This window comes from Goekera deserti, from assembly GCF_010685995.1.
Classification (GTDB): domain Bacteria; phylum Actinomycetota; class Actinomycetes; order Mycobacteriales; family Geodermatophilaceae; genus Goekera; species Goekera deserti.
Genome location: NZ_JAAGWK010000007.1, coordinates 1 through 313 on the forward strand (window position 1 = coordinate 1; position 313 = coordinate 313).

Genomic DNA, 313 nt, shown 5'->3' on the forward strand with positions numbered 1-313 from the left:
GCCGACCCGCGCGGACGTCGGGATGACCGGCGACCGCCAGTCCCGCTCCTACCAGGCCGACGACGAGGACCTCGACGTCACCGTGCAGCTGCCTACCGGCACCCTGCAGATCCCCGCCCGCATCGTCAACATCGCCATCAACGGCGCCGGCGGCGACAGCTACGACGACGGCCCGCGGGAGCCCAAGTTCTTCTCGATCAACCGACAGTTCGCCCTCGGTGAGGACGTGACCGCCAGCCTGCTCGCCGACGCCCCGCTGCTCGGCCTGGACCCCGCCGACATCACCCGGGTCACCCCGGGCCTGTCGGTCAGC

1 protein-coding gene is annotated in these 313 nt (G+C 71.9%); it reads left to right on the forward strand.

The genetic code is table 11. The annotated features are described in order from the left end of the window. Nucleotides 1-22: 22 nt before the first annotated feature. Nucleotides 23-313 (forward strand): hypothetical protein (locus tag G1H19_RS03350; RefSeq protein ID WP_163638781.1); only part of this gene is annotated, 291 nt, incomplete at its 3' end.